The organism is Erwinia sp. AnSW2-5 (assembly GCF_045107195.1).
Taxonomy (GTDB): domain Bacteria; phylum Pseudomonadota; class Gammaproteobacteria; order Enterobacterales; family Enterobacteriaceae; genus Erwinia.
In genome coordinates this window covers 139,310-159,693 of sequence record NZ_JBJGXA010000005.1, presented here as the reverse complement: position 1 = coordinate 159,693, position 20,384 = coordinate 139,310, and the positions used below count along the sequence as shown (strand labels likewise).

The window sequence follows — 20,384 nt, the reverse complement described above, 5'->3', positions numbered from 1 at the left end:
TGTTCATTCCGTGATTATCTCCTGAATGATGGCATGGAATCCCTGAAGGGTGAAGTTTTTCGCCAAAAATCAAATGATTCGCTGCTTTTAACACCACCCAGACAGCGGTCTTCTCCCGCGCATGGATAAATTATTGTTACACTGCTTTATCACTGACGCACTGCGAAAGGAAAAGACGATGAAACTTGCGGTATATAGCACTAAGCAGTATGACCGGAAATACCTCACACAGGTCAATGAAGGCTTCGGTTTTGAACTGGAGTTTTTCGACTTTCTGTTAAGTGAACGTACGGCGAAAAACGCCGTTGGCTGTGACGCTGTCTGCATTTTCGTCAACGATGATGGCAGCCGCAAGGTGCTGGAAGAGCTGGCCGAACTGGGCGTGAAGTTTATTGCCCTGCGCTGCGCTGGTTTCAATAATGTCGATCTCGACGCGGCGCGTGAACTGGGTATTCAGGTGGTACGTGTTCCTGCTTACTCCCCGGAAGCGGTGGCTGAACACGCGGTCGGCATGATGATGACCCTGAACCGCCGTATTCATCGCGCCTACCAGCGCACGCGTGATGCGAACTTCTCCCTCGAAGGTCTGATCGGTTTCAACATGCATGGCCGCACTGCCGGGGTGATCGGCACCGGGAAAATTGGTATTGCAGCGATGCGCATTCTGAAAGGTTTCGGTATGCGTCTGCTGGCATTCGACCCTTATCCAAGCCCACAGGCGCTGGAGTTGGGCGCGGAATACGTCGACATTAAAACGCTGTTTAGCCAGTCCGATGTTATCACCCTGCACTGCCCGCTGACGGCGGATAATCATCACCTGTTGAACAGCAGCGCATTTGCACAGATGAAAGATGGCGTCATGGTGATCAACACCAGCCGGGGTGCTCTGATTGATTCACAGGCAGCGATTGAAGCCCTGAAGCAGCAAAAAATTGGCGCTCTGGGCATGGATGTTTACGAAAACGAACGTGATTTGTTCTTTGAGGATAAATCTAACGACGTGATCCAGGATGATGTGTTCCGTCGTCTGTCAGCCTGTCATAACGTACTGTTTACCGGTCACCAGGCTTTCCTGACCGCAGAAGCCCTGACCAGCATTTCTGAGACGACGCTGGATAATTTGCGTCGGCTGGAGAAAGGTGAACCTTGTGACAATGCGTTGACCGCATAATCCCTATTCGTGACCTGAAACGCTGGCATAGCCAACCTCCCCGGTTATGCCATTTTCCTCTGAAGACCCATAACGACTCCGGCTTACTGACACCGTTTTTTTTACATCAATTAGTATGTTGTAACTAAAAAAGGGGCGCAGCATAAAAAGAAACGGCCCGAATTACTGGCCGTCGAGACCACGAATAGGTTTAACGGAGGACCAGGCACGGCACGATGGGCAATGCCAGTAAAGTGCATGGGCCGTGAAGCCGCATTTATGGCAGCGATAGCGGGGTTTGGTGCGGATCTGCTCGCCAACCATATCGCGCAGCACCATCAGACTGTCTTTGGCGCGACCCTCTTCGGCTTCCTGCAAGTTGAAATCCATCAGTCGATGGAAAACGCGCATCGTCGGATGGCGCTGAAGCTGGCGGGTAATATAAGTTTGCGCCGCCTCGGCGCCCTCTTCCCGGTCGAGTATCCCCGCAAGGTAGAGTTCGGCTGCGGCACCGGTATTTTCTTCTACGCAGCGTTTAAGGTATTCGGCCCAGGCAAGAGGCTGACCAAGATGTTCATAACACCCTTCCAGCATCTCAAGGGTTTCACTGACCAGCTCTTTATCCTGTTCAATCACCCGCTGCAAACTCACTACGGCTTTGGCAAATTCACTCTTCGCCATATGGATGCGGCCCATCATAATAGAGACGCGGGCGCTGTTGCGGTCGGCAGACTCGCCTTTCTTCAGCAAACTCATGGCACGATCGAGGTCATCACTGCTGATGGCCTGCAAGGCCAGTTCGCAATAGAAATGCGCGATTTCCATCTTCAGGCGATCTTTACCCTGCTTCAACAGCCGCTCAGCCACTTCAATGGCATTCGGCCAGTCACTGGTGGCCTGGTGGATAATCAGCAGTTGCTGCAAAGCGCTGATGCGGAAATCGGTTTCGTCCACCAGCTGACCAAACATCTGTTCAGCGCGGTCATAGAAACCCGCCGCCATATAGTCACGGCCCAGTTGTTGGATCGCCAGCAAACGCTGATCGTAAGTGAGGGATGCGCTTTCCATCAGCGCCTGGTGAATGCGGATAGCGCGATCCACTTCACCGCGGGAACGAAACAGATTCCCCAGCGTCAGATGCGCTTCCACCGTGCCGCTGTCCTCTTTTAACATATCGAGGAACAGGTCGACGGCTTTGTCCTGCTGGTTAGAGAGCAGGAAGTTCACCCCGGTCACATAGTCTCGCGACAGGCGGCTGGCTTCCTGTTGCTTATCCTGTTGCGCACTTCTGCGCCCCATATACCAGCCATAGGCGGCGGCGATGGGAAGTAACAGAAACAGCAGTTCTAACATAAATGATTATTCCTTGACGACCGGCGTCTGTGACGCTGTCACGGATTGCGCTGTCTGCCCCAGTTGCTGCTGAAGACGTTTAAGTTTGCGTTGCGTATGGGCCAGTGAAACCCGCACACGCAGCCAGAATAACCCACAAATTGCCCAGCCCAGCAAAAATCCGGCGGCAAACAGTGAAGCCAGCAACGTTGAAACACGGAATTCGCCCTGCGCCAGCAGATAGTTAAACTTCACTACCTGATCGTTGTGCGCGCCCAGCGTGACTGAAATGACGAAAATCGCCAGGACCACTAAAAAAATCAGCAAATATTTCACAGTTCATCCCATACCCTGGTGTTAACCAGATGAATTATGCCAAAAAAATCGGCCTTATGCTTGCATTGATGTCACGTGCTACTGGCCACCTCACCACTTTTCCCTGCACTTGCTGCCATCGAGCGGCAATAAAACAGCCGAACAGAAGATATGGGGACTCTTAGCGCTTTTACAATCAGGAGGTTTCATTTTCCCGCTGCGCTATCTCCTGCTGCTCCTGCGGCGGCACCGTCAGCGGTCCACAGAATCGCTGTGCCAGCCAGGTCGCAAGGGTAATAAACAACCAACTGATAAGCGTGGCAAAAATCAAATCACGCGGCCAGTGCATCCCCAGCACCAGGCGGCTACCCATTACCGCTATCGCCCAGCTCATCAGTAATACAATAGTGACGTAGCGTCTGCGCGGCCACAGCAACCCCACGCCAAGTAACGCCCAGCTGGCAGCAAACAGAGTATGACCCGAGGGGAAAGCAAAGCCGGTTTCAAATGCCCAGTGTTTTTTTAGCCAGTCCGGTAGCTGGGTATCCTCCGCGACGGCGGCGAGCACCATCTCACTACGCTGTTTGCGTTTCTGATCGTAGAATTGCTGCGCGTTAATACCGTAGGTTTTTTCCAGCCACAGTACATAAGGGCGCGGTTCCTGAACATGTTCTTTAATCAGACTTTTGGTGTACTGCCCCGACAGCAGCGTGGCAATAATAATCCCCAGCAGGAATACCGCGGGTTTCCAGCGAAAACGCAGGCACCAGAGAAACCAACCGCAAAGAATGGCGCTGGTCAGCGTTCCCCAGGGGCTGGTGACTGTTTCGGTAAACCAGAACAGCAGCTTGTGCCCCCACCCCATTGATACCGGCTGCCAGTGCCAGCCCGACAGCATCACCCCAACTGGCATAAGCAACAATACCAGCATGCCGAGGGTGGTACGTTTGAGGATCTCTGCCATTTCTCTTCCTTCCGAACCGTCGTGTTCACGAGTTTGTTATAAGATTATCTTAAAAAATAATAACATAAGGATTGTGATAGTGATAATTCTGCGGTATTAAAACAATCGCTCTAACCTGTTAACTGCCACGCGATATGTTGTGGCAAAATAGGCACAATTGTTTGCGTCAGGCAACTGACACAGCGATATCTGATGATAGCGCAACACCTGAAGTTTCTGGAGAGTCTCATGCAGCTTAAACGGGTAGCAGAAGCCAATCTGCCCACGCCCTGGGGTGATTTCCTCATGGTCGGTTTTGAAGAAATCGCCACCGGGCACGATCATGTCGCCCTGGTTTACGGCGATATTTCAGACAGCAAACCTGTGCTGTCACGCGTTCATTCTGAGTGTTTAACGGGCGATGCGCTGTTCAGCCTGCGCTGCGATTGTGGGTTCCAGCTGGAAGCCGCCCTGACGCAGATTGCTGAACAGGGACGCGGTATTCTGCTGTATCACCGCCAGGAAGGCCGTAATATCGGTCTGCTGAACAAGATCCGCGCCTATGCGCTGCAGGATAAAGGCTTTGATACGGTTGAAGCCAACAACCAGTTAGGTTTTGCGGCCGATGAGCGTGACTTCACGATCTGCTCAGATATGTTCAAACTGCTGGGTATCCACGAAGTCCGCCTGCTGACGAATAACCCGCGCAAGGTTGAAATCCTGACTGAAGCAGGTATCAACATTGTTGAGCGTGTTCCACTGATTGTGGGAAGAAACCCGAACAATGCGCATTACCTGGATACGAAAGCCGCGAAAATGGGCCATCTGTTGTCCAAATAACCTTTCCGGGTTGATGCCCTGGCGACCACTATCATGCCGGTCGCCAGGGAGAGATAGCGCTGGCTATTGCAACATATTGCGGATCACGTAATGCAAGATGCCATCATTTTTGTAGTACGTCAGTTCGTTACCGGTATCAATACGACAACGCGCTTCCAGCACCTCCTGACGCCCATCAATACGCGTTAGCGTCACATTGACCACGCCTCCCGGTGTTAACTGCTGCAAGTCCTGTACATCAATCTGCTCATCCCCGGTCAGCCCCAGCGTTTTACGCGTGACACCTGACGGAAACTCCAGCGGCAAGATCCCCATACCGATAAGATTCGATCGATGAATACGCTCAAAGGATTCCGCAATCACCACCCTAACCCCTTGCAGACGCGGGCCTTTCGCTGCCCAGTCGCGGCTGGAGCCAGAGCCGTACTCTTTCCCGGCGATCACCGCCAGCGGAACGCCCGCCTGTTGATAGCGCATGGCGGCATCGTAGATCGCCATCTGTTCATCGCCAGGAATGTAACGCGTCATTCCGCCTTCCACGCCCGGTACCATTTCGTTACGAATACGGATATTGGCAAAGGTGCCGCGCATCATCACTTCATGGTTACCACGGCGCGAACCGTAAGAGTTAAAGTCTGTGCGCTCCACGCCATGATCGAGCAGATAGCGCCCTGCCGGACTGTCGGCTTTGATGCTCCCTGCCGGGGAGATATGGTCAGTCGTCACGGAATCACCCAGCATCGCCAGAATACGCGCGCCATGAATGTCCTGCACCGGCTTCGGCAGTTTTTCCATATCATCAAAGAACGGTGACAGACGGATATAGGTTGAGCTGTCATCCCAGTCATAGGTCGCCGCTTCACTGACTTTGATCTGCTGCCATTCCGGGGTGCCTTCGAAGACTGCGGCATACTCTTTATGGAACATATCGGTCGATACCATCTGCACGGCTTCGGCGATCTCCTCCGGCGAGGGCCAGATATCTTTGAGATAAACCGGCTTACCCGTCGTGTCATTGCCAAGCGGATCGGTTTGCAGATTCAGTGTCATATTTCCTGCCAGCGCGTAAGCCACCACCAGCGGCGGTGAGGCCAGCCAGTTGGTTTTGACAAACGGGTGAATACGCCCCTCGAAGTTACGGTTACCGGAAAGTACCGCACCCACAGTGAGATCGCCCTGCTTGATCGCCGTTTCAATTTCATCCGGCAGCGGGCCTGAGTTACCGATGCAGGTGGTGCAACCATATCCCACCAGATTAAAACCGAGTTTGTCGAGATACGGTGTCAGGCGTGCAGCGGCAAGATAATCAGAAACGACTTTTGATCCCGGTGCCAGCGAGGCTTTCACCCAGGGCTGCCGTGTCAGCCCCAGGCTAACCGCTTTCTTCGCCAGCAGCCCGGCAGCCATCAAAACGCTGGGGTTGGAGGTATTAGTACAGGAGGTAATGGCGGCAATCACCACCGCACCATCCTCAAGCTGATAGCGCTGCCCAGATCGTCGATCCTGATAGCTGACCGCCTTGTGGGCTTTCTGCGCGTGGTTCACTTCCAGCTCGTTACTGGCATGAAACGCCGCAGGCACATCGCCCAGCGCCACGCGGTCCTGAGGGCGTTTTGGCCCGGCCAGGCTTGACTCCACTTCACCCATATCCAGCGACAGTGTGCTGGTAAATACCGGCTCGTCGCCACGATGCCGCCACAAGCCCTGCGCTTTGGCATAGGCTTCCACCAGCGCCACCTGCTGCTCACTGCGCCCGGTGAGTTTCATATAGCCAAGGGTCACGGCATCGATGGGGAAGAAACCACAGGTCGCGCCGTATTCCGGTGCCATATTGGCGATAGTGGCACGATCCGCCAGCGGCAAGTCATCCAGACCATCACCGTAAAATTCAACAAATTTGCCCACGACGCCATGCTTACGCAGCATCTGAGTGACGGTCAGCACCAGGTCGGTGGCGGTGATCCCGGCATTCAGTTTACCCGTGAGTTTAAAACCAACCACATCCGGGATTAGCATCGATACGGGCTGCCCCAGCATTGCGGCTTCTGCTTCAATACCGCCAACGCCCCAGCCCAGCACGCCCAGAGCATTGATCATTGTGGTGTGTGAATCCGTGCCGACCAGCGTATCCGGCCAGGCCACTTCCTGCCCTGCTTGCTCTTCATGCCAGACGGCCTGCCCGAGATATTCGAGGTTAACCTGGTGACAAATCCCGGTGCCGGGAGGAACAACGCTAAAACGATTGAATGCCTTCTGGCCCCAGCGCAGGAAAACATAACGCTCGTGGTTACGCTCCATTTCCAGACGCACGTTCTCTGCAAACGCATCGTCATCACCAAAGTGGTCAACCGTCACCGAGTGGTCAATCACCAGATCAACCGGTGACAGTGGATTCACCCTGGCAACATCACCGCCGAGCCGTTTTACCGCCTCACGCATGGCAGCGAGATCGACCACGGCGGGCACGCCGGTAAAGTCCTGCATCAGCACGCGCGCCGGGCGATAAGCGATTTCGCGGTCGGCATGGGCATTTTTCAGCCAGCCAGACAGTGCATGGATGTCCTCAGCGGTCACCGAGTCACCGTCCTGCCAGCGCAGCAGGTTTTCCAGCAACACTTTCATTGATTTAGGCAGGCGCGAGATATCGCCCAGTTCAGCGGCAGCCAGGCTAAGGCTGTAATACTGGTAGCGGTGCTCGTGGACAGACAGCACATCCTGACTGAGTTGGCGTAGGGTCGTCGACATTGCTCCTCCATTGCGTATTCTTTTCACATTTACCTTGAGTCACCGGAGATGCTGCTTCAGGGATAAAAGGTAAAACCTTAGCAAGCACAAGGTTTGTTTAAACATAGCACACGCGAATCGCAACGATTTGCTAACTACACTAATTGACAACAGCTGAAACAAACTGAAATTAAAATACAAAAACGCCCCGCTGTACTCGTCAGCGAGGCGTTATTAGTGATTGCGCGATTGATTATTAATTGGGGCCGTTTAACGCACCATCATTCCAATCCATACCGCGCTGGTCCAGAACAGTGCTGAAAACGTCCAGGTGCTGAACCAGGTAATTTGGGTTAAGTTCATATCAATACTCCTGCAGGCCATCTCTGACCAAAACGTACCACATTAAACCGTCAACATTAGATGCGAAGGTTTTACCGTTAAATGATGGGGTTAGCATCAAAAATGGGCGTAAAAATGCCCTGACCAGATAATCGGCCTAAAGAGTAATAACGCTGTTTTAATTTTTATTCTCAGCAAAACGCCGGGTGAATGTTAGTAACTGCTTTATTTAACTTTTTTATCTTCGAACATTGACTCAATAAAATTGCGCTGCAGGTCACTCAAATCCCATGATGCCGGAATGGCGTCCTGAGCCTTGTTTTTGCCTTTACAGAGACGATCGTTCGTTTTGCGGACTTGCTGTGCTTTTTGCTCTGGCTGTCTCAGGTACATTGTTACCCCCATATACGCCATATGAATAAGCCAACGACTCCCCAAAACAGTGCTGAGGCAGCGAATACCGTCATCCAGGCTTTGCGTTTCAGATTGCTGTTACGCTCAACCTTGATGGTTTTGTCCCCGAAGCCGGGTTGTACAGATAATCTAGTAGCCATAGTTTTTGATAATCACTCGCATTGAAAACGATTGTTTTAACCAATCAGAAATTAGGATGAATCCTAAACATTCTCTGTTGCAAAATCCAGTAATTTTTATTGAACAAAACGATTAACAGGATTAATCAACCGTGAAGAAGATTAATTAAAAGTCCTAACTCAACTCGACCTGATTAATTACCACTTAACACAAATTAACACCTGCTCGTTTCATTTTAGTGCCATTTTAAATTAGAGTTTTTATTACTAATCCTTTAGTTACAGGTGATCTCCACCTCTTTTAACTAGAGTATGAGAATCATCCTAACCAAGAGCAAAGGGGGACAATGAAAACTGTGTACTGTTTCTCATTTAAGAAATAACAATAGGAGAACATGTGATACATGTTTCATTTACGGAAAAATAATCAAAGGACATTAACGAATGGAGTCTCAGGTGGCATCCATGGATAAAAAAAAGAGCCGCATAGCGGCTCCGGGCAGGATTGTTCATAACCTGAGTGATTATTTCGCGGGGAGTTTTATATCTTTAAACATCGCTTCAATATCTTCATTCGAACGCAAACCTACAGCAGTATCAACAACATCGCGCGTCAGGTGTGGGGCGAAGCGTTGAATAAAGTCATACATATAGCTGCGCAGGAAGGTGCTGCGACGGAAACCGATCTTGGTGGTACTGAAGCTGAACACATCGGTTGCTTCGATACGCACCAGGTCCGGATCGGACACCGGGTCCACCGCCATACTGGCAATCACCCCAACGCCCAGTCCCAGCCGGACGTAGGTTTTAATCACGTCTGCATCGGTCGCAGTGAAGACAATACGCGGGGTCAGCCCGGCACGGTTAAACGCGGTATCCAGTTCTGAGCGGCCCGTAAAGCCGAAGGTGTAGGTCACTAATGGATATTCTGCAAGTTCCTCAATGGAGACTTTGCTCTTCGCTGCGAGCGGATGGTCCGGCGTGACGACGATGGCACGGTTCCAGTGATAGCACGGTAACATGATCAAATCGTCGTAAAGATGCAGCGCTTCGGTAGCAATCGCGAAGTCGGCATTGCCTTTCGACACCGCCTCAGCGATCTGCGTCGGCGAGCCCTGATGCATATGCAGGGAGACACGCGGATAGCGCTCAATAAAGCCTTTAATCACATTGGGCAGTGCGTAACGCGCCTGCGTATGGGTCGTAGCAACGTAAAGAGACCCTTTATCTGGCCAGGTGTGCTCTCCAGCGACGGATTTAATCGCATCCACTTTCGATAACACTTCACGCGCAATGCGGATGATCTCCTGCCCCGCCGGCGTCACCTGAGTCAGATGTTTGCCGCTACGGGCAAAAATCTGGATGCCAAGCTCATCTTCCAGCATACGTACTTGCTTACTGATACCCGGCTGCGAGGTATAGAGTCCTTCGGCCGTTGAAGAGACGTTGAGATTGTGATTCACCACTTCAACGATGTAACGCAGCTGCTGCAATTTCATTTTTCGTTCCATCCAGGGTTTGAAACAATGCGCCGAAAACCGAGCAACAGTGTTCAACTCTGTGGCTGGCGCTGTAATAAGGCAATCGCTCTAATGCAATTAGATAATAAGAAAGGGGTTATCTATAACAACTATATCAAAAATGTGGGATATGTATAGCACAGCCAGGGGAATTCGTAAGCGGGATCAGAAGAAAAAAAGGGCGGGGGCGACAATCACTTGCCGCCCCCGACAGGGAGATTTCACGCAACGTTACTTCTTGGCGACTTCCCATTTTCCATCAACAAAGAAGGCAGACCAGCCAGTGGCTTTTCCGTCTTTTTCCGTGCTGACGTACTGCTGTTTCGTTTTACGACTGAAGCGCACGACGGCTTTGTTGCCTTCGTCATCGGTCGCTGGCGCATCGGCCAGATAGCGCAGTTTTTCCGGCAAACGGTCACGGAAGCGTTGCAGCTCTTCCACCTGCGGCGCGCGAGTCTCACGCGATTTAGGGAACGTATTGGCCGCGAGGAACACACCGGCCGCACCATCACGCAGAACGAAATACGCATCTGACTTCTCACACTGCAACTCAGGCAACGGCACCGGATCTTCTTTCGGTGGCGCCACTTCGCCGCTGCGCAGGATTTTACGCGTATTTTTGCAATCGTCATTGGTACAAGACATGTACTTACCAAAACGCCCCATTTTCAGGTGCATTTCGGAACCACATTTCTCACACTCAACGATTGGGCCGTCATAACCCTTGATTCGGAACTCGCCCTGCTCGATCTGATAACCATCACATTCCGGGTTATTACCACAGACGTGCAGCTTACGCTGAGGGTCGATCAGATAACTGTCCATCGCAGTGCCACATTTCTGGCAGCGGCGACGGGCGCGCAGTGCGTTGGTTTCCGCGTCATCACCCTCAAGAATATTCAGGACTTCATTCTCAGGGATCAGGTTAATGGTCTGCTTACAACGCTCTTTCGGCGGCAACGCATAGCCAGAACACCCGAGGAACACGCCGGTGCTGGCAGTACGGATGCCCATCTGGCGGCTACAGGTTGGGCAGTCAATCGAGGTCAGGACCATCTGATTAGGCTGCATACCGCCCTCTTCAGGATCTTTCTCTGCCTGCGCCAGTTGCTCGCTGAACTCACTGAAGAATTTATCCAGCACGGCTTTCCACTGGGCTTCATTCTTCGCGACTTTATCGAGGTTGTCTTCCATGTTCGCGGTGAAGTCATAGTTCATCAGCTCACGGAAGTTCTCTTCCAGACGGTCGGTAACGATCTCACCCATTTTTTCCGCATAGAAACGACGGCTTTCTACCTTCACATATCCACGATCCTGAATAGTCGAGATAATCGATGCATAGGTAGAAGGACGGCCGATACCGCGTTTTTCCAGCTCACGAACCAGCGAGGCTTCGCTGAAGCGGGCCGGTGGTTTGGTGAAGTGCTGGCTGGGTACCAGTTGCTGAAGACTCAGCTCACTGCCCACTTCCACGGCAGGCAGCACGCGATCTTCATCGCCTTTGCGCAGCGCAGCCATCACACGCGTCCAGCCATCAAAGCGCAGCGTGCGCCCTTTCGCCTTCAGTTTGAAATCGCCTGCTTCCACCGTCAGGGTGGTCGAATCGTATTGCGCTGGCATCATCTGGCAGGCAACAAACTGACGCCAGATCAGCTGATACAGCTTCTGCGCGTCGGTTTCCATATCTTTTAATGCTTCAGACTGCACTTTCACATCCGATGGACGGATGGCTTCGTGTGCTTCCTGAGAATTCTCTTTACTGCTGTATACGTTGGCGGCTTTCGGCAGGTATTTCGCGCCGAACTCATCTTCGATGTAGCCACGCACCATGCCAACAGCATCCTGGCTCAGGTTGGTTGAGTCAGTACGCATATAGGTGATATGACCGGCTTCATAAAGACGCTGGGCCATCATCATGGTTTTCTTTACGCCGAAGCCAAGACGGGTACTGGCCGCCTGCTGAAGCGTAGAGGTAATAAACGGTGCACCTGGCTTGCTGCTGGTTGGCTTATCTTCACGATCGGCCACCACATAGCGGGCTTTCTCCAGCAGGCTGACGGCGGCATAAGTCTGCTCGCGGTTCACCGGGCGGAACGGTTTATCGCCCTGGTGCGTGACCTGCATGGGCAAATCCACCCCTTTCGGCGTGGTCAGGTCCGCGTTCAGATCCCAGTATTCTTCCGGGACAAACGCTTTGATTTCGCGCTCACGCTCAACCACCAGCCGCACGGCGACCGACTGGACGCGGCCAGCGGAGAGGCCACGAGCCACTTTTTTCCACAGCAGTGGAGAGACCATGTAACCCACAACACGGTCCATAAAGCGACGCGCCTGCTGGGCATTAACACGGTCAATGTTCAGTTCGCCCGGCTTATCAAACGCCTGACGAATCGCATTCTTGGTGATTTCGTTAAACACCACGCGGCTATAGCGTGATTCATCGCCACCGATCACTTCCCGCAGGTGCCATGCAATGGCTTCCCCTTCGCGGTCAAGGTCCGTTGCGAGATAAATATGGTCAGCTTTCTCAGCCAGCGCCTTCAGTTCGGCGACCACTTTTTCCTTGCCCGGCAGGATCTGATAATTCGCTTCCCATCCGTGATAAGGGTCGACGCCCATACGGTTAACTAACGCCGTCTTTTCGTCTTTTTTGACCTTTTTGGTTGTTTTACTGGTTGTAGAGTCAGCGCTCTTTTTAACTGTTGATCCACTGGTCGGCAAATCACGGATATGGCCTACGCTGGATTTCACCACGAAGTCATTACCGAGATATTTATTGATCGTTTTGGCTTTTGCCGGGGACTCAACTATTACGAGAGCTTTTCCCATAGTTACCTTTACCTGATTAAAACATCCGAGAGTAAGTGTGCCGTTTTGACTCGTCACATCGCGCACTAACGATAGGGTTATCGGGATAACAGATTCAACCCGGTTAACTTTTTATCAATTTCAACATAATAATGCACGTTGCAACCAGTTGATTAACAGTACTTTTTACCGTCTGTTAAGCGAATCTCTAACAGAGCGTAAAGTCTGTTTTACGCCCGGAACCCGAAACGCCCACACTCTACCTGATAAAATCTGTTACGCAACTTAATTAGCATTAAGCCCACACTTACGCCAGGAAAGGCGGCAAAAAGAGGTTAATTTGTGCCGTTTTTCGCCACAACCGGGCACGGCGATGTGCAGCATCTGTTCCCCCCTGGCGGCAGCCTTATAAAGGAAGGAAAATACGATTTTTCCGATGGGCATGATATTTGGATAATCAACCGATTGATAAAAGCGAGATTTTTCCGCTTGAACCCCTTTCGGGCGTTGATTACATTGACCAACCGGTCTACCAATGCTGCGGCTACAAAAAAGTGACCGGAGGCAGAGAATCGCTTCTCTTTTACGGATATCGCTGCGCTATCGATCTCCTGTTCAACACACATGGAAACGACATGACCACCTTGATTTATCAGGATGAAAAATCCCACAAATTCTGGACCATTGTACAAAAACAACAGGAACTCCATCTCAGCTGGGGACGTGTGGGAACTCAGGGGCAAAGCCAGATAAAACGTTTTGACGATGATGAACAGGCCCTTCAAGCGTGCAAGAAATTAATAAAAGAGAAGAGCCGAAAAGGCTATCTGGCAGCAGGTGAAGAAAATCCCCCCCTGGCACCCGCAGCCAGTACCGCCTCCGTTCCTGCCGCCGTGGCACCAGCTCAGCCTAAAAACACCCCCGCCCCGGCGGCTGACGAACCGCCAGGCCCTTCAACCGTAGCGGCTCCCCTCAGCGTCGTGGCCAGCAATACGGCACCGCTGTGGCTGACAGAAGACGAAGCCATTACGCTGCCGCAGAAACTGTCGGTGCTGGCGCTCAGTCACCGTGACCGACCGCTGCCGCCCGCCGGTAAAATTGAAGAACCCGCAGAGCAGTTACGTCGCCTGAAGGTCTTGAGCCAGGAAACTAAAAAGAACGGCGGCATGACGCTGGACGGCAGTCACTGTGACGGCAGCTGGCAGCAGGCCATCGCCATCGCGCAGGCCTGCCTCTCTGAAGCGAAACCTCTGCCGCAGGCGTCCCCGATGGCCGCTGCGGCCCTGATGAAAATCAATCAGACCTTCGCCGGTCGCGATACCCCGCTGCTGATGGATGCCATCGTTGCCAGCTACGGCCTGGAGTATGCCGTCGAGATGATCATCGCCAGCCTGCAAATTGGCCTCGAGCGTGATTACCGTACGCGCAACATCACGTTTTATCCGGCGGATAACCCACCATTGGGTTACCAGCAGAACATTGTCGATTATGAAATGCGCCTGCGCTGGCATCTCTCAGCCGCGCAGCCCGATCTGTGGCAACGCTGCGCTGACCGTCTGGTCGCCGCCCTGCCGCAGATCCCACTCTGGCGTCAGCCGCTGGTGTCTCTGCTGCTGCCGGAACGCCCCGCACTGGCCGATGAGATCACCCTGCGCGCCGGGCGCGACAAGGATTTAACGGCGCTGGAGTGGCTGAAAATGACTGCCACCGATGCAGCCACCCTGCAAGTGCTGGAGTATTACCAGGCATTAGAGCTGTTTGACAGCTGGTATTACGGCGAAATACTCACCAGCACCGTGCTGCTGGAACAGGGCGTGCGCGCACTGCCACGCCTGGCGCCTTACGCTCACGGTGACCGCTGCGGCGAAGTGCTGATGCACATCAACCATCCGCAGGCGCTGATGATGTTGATCGAAGCCGCCAGTCAGGGAAAACGCAGCTATGAGCGTGCGGCAAAAGCCAGTAAACGCTTCCCGCACGCCACGTTCGCTGCCCTGGTTCGTCTGCTGAACGGCAAAGAAGATGCGCTGTGGCGTACCCAGCTTCATGCCCTGCTGCACAATCAGCCGCAGCTGGCTGCTGAGGTCATTCCCTGGCTCTCTGCTGAAGAGCGCGATCTGGTCGAGAGCAGCCTTGAACGCCTGAACGTTAAAACCGACTGTGCCAGCGCGGAGATGTTACCGGCGATCCTCGTATCTCCGCCGTGGACCGTCAAAAAACAGGTGGGCACGATCCCGCTGCTGACGTTAGCAGTACAGCCTGTGGCACCTGAGTTCGATGGCGTGCCCGAAGACCAGCTGTCGATGTGGTCCAATCACCGCAAGATCAAAGTGGAAGGGCTGAAGACGGAAGAGATCCTCGCACGTCTTGGCTTCAACTCATGGAATCAGTCGCTGCCAGACACCGCCGTCGCCGCGTTTGATTCCGGCAACTATCCCCAGCTGATCGCCGACTGGGCGACCAACCACCCGCATTATGCCAGCGACTGGAACCTCTACGTTTTGCCCGGTCTGCCGCGTGAGAAAGGACTGAGTCTGTGGAATGCCCTCAGTAGCGAACATCACACCGGTATTGCGCTGGTGATGGCCCACTTCGGCCTGGACGGCCTGCCCGGCTTTATCAACAGTGTCGGCCGACAGCCGCAGGAAGCGCTGCCCGTCGCACTTTGCGTCGGTAGCACCGACCTCGCGCCGCTGGTTTCACGCGCGTTTTCCAAATTAAAAACCCTGCGTGCAGAGGCGCGTCACTGGCTGCTGAAGTACCCGGAACATACCGTCGCCGGTCTGCTACCGCTTGCCTTCGGCAAAGCCGGAGAAGCGCAGGATCACGCACGTCTGGCGCTGCGCCTGTTGCTGGACAACGGGCATCAGGCACTGCTGGAAGAGGTGGCAGGACGTTATCAACAGCCCGAGGTGCTGGCTGCGGTCACTGCCCTGGTGCAGCTTGATCCGCTGGATGATTTCCCGGCGAAGCGCCCTGCGCTGCCGGACTTCTGGCAACCCGTGCTGTGGGCGCGCCCGCAGCTGCATAACGGCAAAGCCCTGCCGGAGGACGCCCTGATGCACCTCGGCACCATGCTGCGTTTCCCGACGGAAAATGGCCTGTACCCTGGGCTGACTCAGGTCAAAGAGTCCTGCACGCCGGACTCGCTGGCGGCGTTTGCCTGGGATCTGTATACCGCCTGGATGGCCGCCTCGGCGCCGTCAAAAGAGGGCTGGGCGTTCAGCACGCTGGGGCTGTTCGGTAATGATGATATCGCCCGTCAGCTAACCCCGTTGATCCGCAGCTGGCCGGGTGAATCCCAGCATAAACGCGCCGTAGCTGGCCTGGATATTCTGGCGGATATTGGCTCAGATATCGCCCTGATGCAGCTGAACGGCATTGCGCAGAAGCTGAAGTTCAAAGCGCTACAGGAGCGCGCACGCGAGAAGATCAGCCAGATAGCCGAAAAACGCGAACTGAGCGTGGCAGAGCTGGAAGACCGTCTCGCGCCGGACCTGGGGCTGGATGACAACGGCTCATTGCAGCTTGATTTCGGCCCACGCCAGTTCAGCGTCAGTTTCGATGAATCGCTGAAACCTTTCGTCCGTGACAGCAGCGGCAGCCGTCTGAAAGACCTGCCCAAACCGAACAAGAGCGACGATGCCACGCTGGCGACAGACGCGGTGAACCGCTTTAAGTTACTGAAGAAAGATGCGCGCACCATCGCCAGTCAGCAGATTGCCCGCCTGGAAAGCGCGATGTGCCTGCGCCGCCGCTGGACAGAAGCCCAGTTCATCCAGTTCCTGGTGGGACATCCGCTGGTCGGTCACCTGACCCGCCGCCTGGTATGGGGCGCCTATGATGCAGATAACCAGTTGCTGAGCTGCTTCCGCGTGGCGGAAGACAACAGTTACAGCACCGCAGACGATGACCTGTTCACGCTGCCCCATCACGCCGTGGAGATCGGCATTCCGCATATTCTGGAGATGCCGCCCGAAGATGCCGCCGCCTTTGGTCAACTGTTTGCTGACTATGAGCTGCTGCCGCCGTTCCGCCAGCTGGATCGTAACCGCTATCTGCTGACCGCTGAAGAGCGTGACGCCACCGATCTGCAACGCTGGCAGGGCAGGCTCTGCCCGAGTGGACGCCTGGCCGGGCTGACCAGCAAAGGCTGGCTGCGTGGCGTGCCACAGGATGCGGGCTGGATCTGCTGGATGCTCAAACCGATGGGGAATCTGACGCTGGTGCTGGAAATGAGTGAAGGTCTGGGCGTGGGCATGGCACCGGATGAATTTAACAAGGAGCAGTCGCTGGACAGTCTCTGGCTGTGGCACGGCGATGCCCACCAGTATGGCTGGGGCCAGCAGCATCCGCAGAAGCATCCGTTCTCAACGCTGCACCCGATTACCGCCAGCGAAATGCTGAGTGATATCGATGCATTGTTTGATTAACGCCTGAAGCCGTTTGTTAAGGAAAGATCATGTCTGATGTATTACAGCGGCCGCCGGCCGCGCTCCTTTACGCCGCTGAACTGGCGCGGCTGAAGCAGGATGACAGCGGCCCCCTGCCGCCCGGCTGGCAGCTCAGTCTGCCCGCGGCGCGGGCGTTTATCCTGGGCGATGACGCCCGGGGGATCAGTGCCAAAGTCGTTACGTCGATTGCCAGCGTTGAGCGCATGCTGGTGACGCTGGCCACCGGGCGTGGCCTGATGCTGGTCGGTGAACCCGGCACCGCAAAATCGCTGCTGTCTGAGCTGCTGGCCACCGCCATCAGCGGTGATGCCGGGCTGACCATCCAGGGGGGCGCATCGGTGACAGAAGATCAGATCAAATACGCCTGGAACTATGCCCTGCTGATCAACCAGGGGCCGTCAACCGACGCCCTGGTCCCGGCCCCGCTCTATCAGGGAATGCGCGATGGCAAAATCGTGCGTTTCGAAGAGATCACCCGCGCACCGCTGGAGGTGCAGGACTGCCTGCTGGGGATGCTATCGGACCGGGTCATGGCCGTGCCGGAACTGAGCGGTGATGACAGCCAGCTGTATGCCCGCGAAGGCTTCAATATTATCGCCACCGCCAACACCCGCGACCGGGGCGTTAACGAGATGAGTGCCGCGCTGAAGCGGCGCTTTGATTTTGAAACCGTCTTCCCGATTATGAATTTCCAGCAGGAGCTGGCGCTGGTCTCATCAGCCTCAGCACGTCTGCTGACGCACAGCGGCATCCCACATAAAGTCCCGGATGCGGTGCTGGAACTGCTGGTGCAAACCTTCCGCGATCTGCGCAGCGGCGGAGAGAAAAAAAGCGCGATGGACAGCCTGAACGCCATTATGTCGACGGCCGAAGCGGTCAACGTGGCGCATGCGGTAGGCGTGCGCGCCTGGTTCCTGCAACAGCGTGCCGGGGAACCGGCCGACCTGGTGGACTGCATTGGCGGCACCATCGTCAAAGATAATGAAGACGACCGCGCCCGGTTGCAGCGCTACTTTGAGCAGCGCGTTGGCAGCCGTAAAGAGGCGCACTGGCAGGCCTATTACCAGGCGCGTCACCGGCTGCCATGACCCTCCCGGCAACCGAACGCCTGCCGCCAGCGGGTGAACCGCTGATCATCGGCATCCGCCACCACAGCCCGGCCTGCGCCAGGTGGGTGAAGCACAGCATCGAACAGCTGCGCCCGGCCTGGGTACTGATTGAAGGCCCGGCAGATTTTAATCCCCGACTCGACGAACTGCGGCTGCCGCATCAGTTGCCGATCGCCATTTACGGTTACTGCCAGTTTCAGGATCAGGATACGCCGGGCATCGGTGCCTGGACGCCATTTGCCGAGTGGTCGCCGGAGTGGCAGGCCCTGCTGGCGGCGCAACGGCTGAACGCGGAAACGCGTTTTATCGATGTGCCGATCTGGGCGCAAACCACCGACGATGAAGACGACGACCGTGGCAGCCAGCATTACCACCAGCGCCAGCAGGCGATGATGGCGGCCTGCGGGATGGAGAGCAGCGATGCGTTATGGGACCATCTGTTCGAAGATGAATCTCAGCACAGCGACCTCCCCCGCACGCTGGATCTGTGGTTTCAGCAGCTACGTGACGGTTATTCCGGTAGCCCTCAGGATCGGCAGCGTGAGGCGTATATGGCGCGCTGGATCGCCTGGGCGATGGCGCAGAACACTGGCCCGGTACTGGTGGTCTGCGGGGGCTGGCATGCACCTGCCCTTGCCCGCCTGTGGCGCAGCGTATCAGACACCGGGGAACCCGGCCTGCCGGAACCCCTCCTTCCCGGTGCCGTCACCGGCAGCTATCTGACCCCTTACAGTGAAAAGCGGCTGGATGTGCTGGCAGGCTATCTCTCCGGGATGCCCGCGCCGGTGTGGCAGCACTGGTGCTGGCAACACGGGCAGGAACAGGCGGGGCAGCATCTGCTGAAGACCGTTCTGACGCATCTGCGCCGCCAGCATCTGCCCGCCTCAACGGCGGATATGACCAACGTTGTCTCTATGGCACGCGCGCTGGCGGCGCTACGCGGACACCGGCTGCCGCTGCGGAACGACTGGCTGGATGCGCTGGCGGGCAGCTTAATAAAAGAAGCCCTGCACACGCCGCTGCCGTGGAGCTACCGCGGGCAACTCCAGGCGGGAACGGATCCGATCCTGGTCACTCTGGTGGATGTGCTGGCAGGCGATCGCTTTGGCGAACTGGCCGCCGACACGCCGCAACCGCCGTTACCTCAGGATGCATTCCGCGAGCTGGCACGCGTCACTATTACGCTTCCGGCCACCCTGACGCTGAACCGCTTTGATGCAGCAGGATTGCTGCAAAGCCAGGTGCTGCACCGCCTCGCCGTACTGGATATCCCCGGCATTCTCTGCCAGCAGGGCAGCACGCTGGCGCTTTCCGGTGATGGCGAAGAACAGTGGACGCTGACCAGGCCATTGCAACAGCATGCCGCCCTGATCGAAGCTGCACGCTACGGTGCCACGCTGGAGGAAGCCGCGCGTAACCGCCTGGAATCCGCGATGACCGAGGCCGAAGGCATTGCGCCGCTGGCCGCCTGGCTGCAACGTGCCGCCCTTGCCGGGCTGTCCGCATTCAGCCTGCAACTGCTTGCCCGTCTGGAGCAGCAGATCGCGCTGGAGAGCGAGTTTGAGCAGATGGGGCCAGCGCTGGAGATCCTCTACGCGCTGTGGCGTCACGACACCGTTAACGGCATGCGGGATGCCGCCATCCTGCTCACCACCTTACGTGCCGCGATAGATCGCACATTGTGGCTGGCGGAGTCGACCGGCCTGATTGATGCCACGCAGATCAACGCCCATCTGCACAGCTGGCAGGCACTGTGCCATATTCTGCGCGATGAACAGAATCATCCGCAGGCTGACGACCGTCTGGTGCTGCTGCCGCGCGCGCTGGCGGTGCTGGAACGCCGTTTTCGTGCAGCGGATGCCAGCGCACTCAGTCGCGGCGCGGCGCTGGGTGCGTTGATCCGTCTGGAACACCCCAGCGCCGATGCAGAGGCCGCGCTGGCGCTGCTGGCCACGCTACCGTCCGCACGTTTGGGCGAAGCGCTGCACGGATTAATCGCGCTGGCACGCCACCAGCTGGCGACACACCCGGCGTTTGTCGCCGGGTTTAATCAGCAGTTGATGCAGCTGGCGGACGATCAGTTTATTGCCGCCCTGCCCGATCTGCGTGCCGCTCTGGCATGGCTGCCACCGCGTGAACGCGCAGCGCTGGCGCGTCAGGTGCTGGCGCATTACCAGCTCTCGCACCTGCCGGAACATCTGTTACAAACCCCGCAGCCGGAAGCCTGCGCACCTGCCGTTTTTCTTCGTCACCAGCAGCAGGAGCAACGCGCCGTCGCTGCGCTGCGCGCCTGGGGCATACTTTGAGGACCCCG

The 20,384-nt window shown here is 55.5% G+C and carries 13 protein-coding genes; 5 read left to right on the top strand and 8 right to left on the bottom strand.

Annotated elements, in window-relative coordinates; genetic code table 11:
* Positions 1 to 178 precede the first annotated feature (178 nt).
* Complete coding sequence (locus tag ACFL9S_RS05240; RefSeq protein ID WP_405260714.1) at positions 179 to 1,171, top strand: 2-hydroxyacid dehydrogenase; 993 nt, start codon at positions 179 to 181, stop codon at positions 1,169 to 1,171.
* A 162-nt stretch (positions 1,172 to 1,333) separates the two neighbouring features.
* Here the strand turns inward: ACFL9S_RS05240 and lapB are convergent, their stop codons facing one another.
* The 3 genes from lapB to pgpB all read right to left on the bottom strand — a co-directional run bounded on the left by lapB (position 1,334) and on the right by pgpB (position 3,761).
* Positions 1,334 to 2,503, bottom strand: coding sequence for a lipopolysaccharide assembly protein LapB (lapB, locus tag ACFL9S_RS05235; protein ID WP_405260713.1), 1,170 nt, complete (start codon positions 2,501 to 2,503; stop codon positions 1,334 to 1,336).
* Positions 2,504 to 2,509: 6 nt separating this feature from the next.
* The gene (locus ACFL9S_RS05230) at positions 2,510 to 2,818 is read right to left on the bottom strand and encodes a LapA family protein (RefSeq protein ID WP_405260711.1); all 309 of its coding nucleotides are present in this window, start codon (positions 2,816 to 2,818) and stop codon (positions 2,510 to 2,512) included.
* Between the two features lie 175 nt (positions 2,819 to 2,993).
* Positions 2,994 to 3,761, bottom strand: a complete 768-nt coding sequence (pgpB, locus tag ACFL9S_RS05225) for a phosphatidylglycerophosphatase B (RefSeq protein ID WP_405260710.1) — start codon at positions 3,759 to 3,761, stop codon at positions 2,994 to 2,996.
* A 228-nt stretch (positions 3,762 to 3,989) separates the two neighbouring features.
* Between pgpB and ribA the strand changes: the two genes are divergently transcribed.
* Entirely contained in the window at positions 3,990 to 4,580 is a 591-nt protein-coding gene (gene ribA, locus ACFL9S_RS05220) for a GTP cyclohydrolase II (RefSeq protein ID WP_405260708.1), read from the top strand.
* A gap of 63 nt (positions 4,581 to 4,643) precedes the next feature.
* Here ribA and acnA read toward each other — a convergent pair whose 3' ends face one another.
* The 5 genes from acnA to topA form a co-directional block, all read right to left on the bottom strand.
* The gene (acnA, locus tag ACFL9S_RS05215) at positions 4,644 to 7,325 is read right to left on the bottom strand and encodes an aconitate hydratase AcnA (RefSeq protein ID WP_405260707.1); all 2,682 of its coding nucleotides are present in this window, start codon (positions 7,323 to 7,325) and stop codon (positions 4,644 to 4,646) included.
* Positions 7,326 to 7,871: 546 nt separating this feature from the next.
* Positions 7,872 to 8,039 carry an AraC family transcriptional regulator gene (locus ACFL9S_RS05210; protein ID WP_405260705.1) on the bottom strand — a complete coding sequence of 56 codons (168 nt, stop codon included), beginning with the start codon at positions 8,037 to 8,039 and terminating at the stop codon, positions 7,872 to 7,874.
* Between the two features lie 2 nt (positions 8,040 to 8,041).
* Positions 8,042 to 8,200 (bottom strand): YmiA family putative membrane protein, encoded by a 159-nt coding sequence (locus ACFL9S_RS05205; RefSeq protein ID WP_405260704.1) that lies wholly within the window; start codon positions 8,198 to 8,200, stop codon positions 8,042 to 8,044.
* Between the two features lie 503 nt (positions 8,201 to 8,703).
* Positions 8,704 to 9,678: an HTH-type transcriptional regulator CysB gene (gene cysB, locus ACFL9S_RS05200; RefSeq protein ID WP_062743153.1), complete on the bottom strand. Its 975-nt coding sequence runs from the start codon at positions 9,676 to 9,678 to the stop codon at positions 8,704 to 8,706.
* Positions 9,679 to 9,930: 252 nt separating this feature from the next.
* Entirely contained in the window at positions 9,931 to 12,528 is a 2,598-nt protein-coding gene (topA, locus tag ACFL9S_RS05195) for a type I DNA topoisomerase (RefSeq protein ID WP_405260701.1), read from the bottom strand.
* Between the two features lie 614 nt (positions 12,529 to 13,142).
* Between topA and ACFL9S_RS05190 the strand changes: the two genes are divergently transcribed.
* Genes ACFL9S_RS05190 through ACFL9S_RS05180 form a run of 3 tightly spaced genes read left to right on the top strand, consistent with a single transcriptional unit; the run spans position 13,143 to position 20,376 of the window.
* On the top strand, positions 13,143 to 16,940 hold the full coding sequence (locus ACFL9S_RS05190) for a DUF4132 domain-containing protein (protein WP_405260699.1): 3,798 nt from the start codon (positions 13,143 to 13,145) through the stop codon (positions 16,938 to 16,940).
* Between the two features lie 29 nt (positions 16,941 to 16,969).
* Positions 16,970 to 18,049 carry an AAA family ATPase gene (locus ACFL9S_RS05185; protein WP_405260697.1) on the top strand — a complete coding sequence of 360 codons (1,080 nt, stop codon included), beginning with the start codon at positions 16,970 to 16,972 and terminating at the stop codon, positions 18,047 to 18,049.
* Positions 18,046 to 20,376 (top strand): DUF5682 family protein, encoded by a 2,331-nt coding sequence (locus ACFL9S_RS05180; RefSeq protein WP_405260695.1) that lies wholly within the window; start codon positions 18,046 to 18,048, stop codon positions 20,374 to 20,376. Before ACFL9S_RS05185 ends, ACFL9S_RS05180 begins: the two co-directional genes overlap by 4 nt.
* Positions 20,377 to 20,384: the final 8 nt, after the last annotated feature.

Bases quoted from the DNA above. Each gene is read 5' to 3' on its own strand.
- acnA (WP_405260707.1), bottom strand. From the start codon at position 7,325: ATGTCGACGACCCTACGCCAACTCAGTCAGGATGTGCTGTCTGTCCAC.
- cysB (WP_062743153.1), bottom strand. From the start codon at position 9,678: ATGAAATTGCAGCAGCTGCGTTACATCGTTGAAGTGGTGAATCACAAT.
- ACFL9S_RS05210 (WP_405260705.1), bottom strand. From the start codon at position 8,039: ATGTACCTGAGACAGCCAGAGCAAAAAGCACAGCAAGTCCGCAAAACG.
- topA (WP_405260701.1), bottom strand. From the start codon at position 12,528: ATGGGAAAAGCTCTCGTAATAGTTGAGTCCCCGGCAAAAGCCAAAACG.
- ACFL9S_RS05185 (WP_405260697.1), top strand. From the start codon at position 16,970: ATGTCTGATGTATTACAGCGGCCGCCGGCCGCGCTCCTTTACGCCGCT.
- ACFL9S_RS05180 (WP_405260695.1), top strand. From the start codon at position 18,046: ATGACCCTCCCGGCAACCGAACGCCTGCCGCCAGCGGGTGAACCGCTG.
- ACFL9S_RS05205 (WP_405260704.1), bottom strand. From the start codon at position 8,200: ATGGCTACTAGATTATCTGTACAACCCGGCTTCGGGGACAAAACCATC.
- ACFL9S_RS05190 (WP_405260699.1), top strand. From the start codon at position 13,143: ATGACCACCTTGATTTATCAGGATGAAAAATCCCACAAATTCTGGACC.
- lapB (WP_405260713.1), bottom strand. From the start codon at position 2,503: ATGTTAGAACTGCTGTTTCTGTTACTTCCCATCGCCGCCGCCTATGGC.
- pgpB (WP_405260710.1), bottom strand. From the start codon at position 3,761: ATGGCAGAGATCCTCAAACGTACCACCCTCGGCATGCTGGTATTGTTG.
- ACFL9S_RS05240 (WP_405260714.1), top strand. From the start codon at position 179: ATGAAACTTGCGGTATATAGCACTAAGCAGTATGACCGGAAATACCTC.
- ribA (WP_405260708.1), top strand. From the start codon at position 3,990: ATGCAGCTTAAACGGGTAGCAGAAGCCAATCTGCCCACGCCCTGGGGT.